Here is a 2,152-nt window from a genome sequence, read left to right on the forward strand (position 1 = left end):
ACGCCCTACGCCGAAGCCGGCGGTGGCGGGGCGGCGGGCCCGGCATATTCGCTGAATTTCAGCGCCACGGACCAAGTGCCGCCGGTGCCGCAAGTTGCGGGCGCCCAGGCCGGACAACCCGCGGGGGCCGAGTGGCTGGTGTACCCGAATCCGTCGTCCGATGGCCGCTTTTTCCTGCGCCTACCCGCCGCGGGACGGGGCGAAATTTCCTACACCTTGCTTTCTGCACTGGGCACCCGGGTAGCGGCGGGCAAGTGGCTGACCAAGGAGCAGACCCCGGAGCTGCCCCTGGATTTTTCCCGCCTGCTGCCTGCCCCGGGCGTGTACCTGCTGCTGCTCGAAGGGCCGGGCTTCAGTCAGCGGCTCCGGCTGCTACGTGAGTAGGCCCGGCCTGCCCCACGACCGGCACGGTCACCACACAAGAATCCCCCGCAACCAGAGGCACTTTCGCGCCAGGGTTGCGGGGGATTCTTGTGTGGTAGCTACGCCGAGAGCAATTCAGCCGGAACCCGTGGTTGGGCTCCGGCTGGAGAGTCGGAACTCAGGGAATGACGAAGCGGGTGGTAAAGCTCTTGGTGGTCGAAGTGTAGCGCAGCAGGTAGGTGCCCGGTTTGAGGCCGGCGGTGGGGATGGAACCGTTAGCCAGCGTGGTGGCCGGGTACGACTCCATTTTGCGGCCCTGCAGATTGTAAAGCTCCAGCTGGGCCAGAGTGCCGGCCACGGGCTTTTCGGGGGCCGCAAAATACAGCTGCCCGTCGGTTACTACCGTTGGATAGACCTGGAGGCGAGACAGGCTGTTGGGTAGGTTCACCACGCGGACCAGGGAGTACGTGGAGCTGCCGTTGAAATCCACCTGCTGCAGCCGGTAGTACAAAACCGTCATGCTGGGGCGCAGGTCGGTGTCGCGGTAGGAGTAGGTTTGGGCCACGTTGGTGGAGCCCTGCCCGGGAATCACCGCCAGGTTGGCAAACATCTGCCCATCCTGGCTGCGCTGCACCACAAACTCCTTGTTGTGCAGCTCACTAGCCGTAGCCCAGCGGATGTCAACTTCGTTGCTACTGACCTGACAGGTAAAGGCCGTCAGCGTTACGGGCAGGGGCGGACCCTGCTCAATGACGGAAAAGCTCATGGTGAGAGCCGTGCCCGGCGCCCCGGCCCCGTTGGCGGCCGGAAACGGCGTGGCCGTAAGTGAATACGTGCCTAGCTCCGGCACCCACACGTTGTAGTCCCCTTGGAAGTCGCCGAACAGGGCGTAGGGTACCACACTTTCGGTGGCCGTGGCCGTCTGCTGCCCGCTCAGGGCAAACGACACGCTGCCCACGTCAGAGGTGGCATTGGCCCGGATATTCAGGTTGCGCGTGGGCAAGGTGGCCAGGTTGAGCGTGGCGCCCGGCGTCAGGGTCTGAATGTCCTGGTCAGTGTCGGCATTCACCAGCGTGAAGCTCGTGACAGTACCGGTGGGGTCAACAACGGAGAAGCTGATGGTCAAGGCGGGCCCGGCATCCCCGCCCCCGGTGGTGGTGCGGTAGGGCGTGGCCGTGAGCGAATACGAGCCCACCGGGGGCTGCCAGGCGTTGTAGTTGCCCGCCACGTCCGAAAACAGGGCGAAGGGGGCCGAGCCTTCTAGCAGGTTCTGATTCTGGGGGCCGCTCAGGGCAAACAGCACGCTGCCCACCGGGGCGCTGCTGACGTTGGCCCGCACGTTCAGATTACGGGTTGGCAGGGAGCTCAAATCCAGGACGCTGCCCGAAGTCAGGGTTTGAATGTCCTGGTCGGTGTCGGCGTTGACCAGCGTGAAGCTCGTCACGGCGCCGGTGGGGTCGAGCACGCTGAAGCTGATGGTCAGGGCCGTGCCGGGCGTGCCGCTGCCACCCGCGCCGCTGTAGGGCGTGGCCGTGAGCGAATAGCTGCCCGCCGGGGGCGTCCAGTTGAAATAGTCGCCCTGGAAGTCGCTGAACAGGGCGTAGGGCGCCGCCGACTCGGTTTGGTTCTGGACCTGGGCGCCGCTGAGTTCAAAGACCACGCTGCCCACCACGGCCGGATCCGTGTTGGCCCGGATGTTCAGGTTGCGCGTGGGCAGCGTGCTCAGGTTGATAACCGCACCCGGGGCCAAAGTCTGGATATCCTGGTCGGTGTCGGCATTCACCAAGGT

2 protein-coding genes are annotated in these 2,152 nt (G+C 65.2%); one reads left to right on the forward strand and one right to left on the reverse strand.

What is annotated here, in order from left to right:
• On the forward strand, nt 1-384 hold a 384-nt coding region (locus EWM57_RS20780), incomplete at its 5' end, for a T9SS type A sorting domain-containing protein (protein ID WP_129923212.1).
• Between the two features lie 157 nt (nt 385-541).
• On the opposite strand, the gene EWM57_RS20785 is transcribed toward EWM57_RS20780, so the two are convergent.
• On the reverse strand, nt 542-2,152 hold a 1,611-nt coding region (locus EWM57_RS20785), incomplete at its 5' end, for a T9SS type A sorting domain-containing protein (RefSeq protein ID WP_129923213.1).

Origin of the sequence: Hymenobacter persicinus (assembly GCF_004167665.1) — a bacterium.
Lineage (GTDB): Bacteria > Bacteroidota > Bacteroidia > Cytophagales > Hymenobacteraceae > Hymenobacter > Hymenobacter persicinus.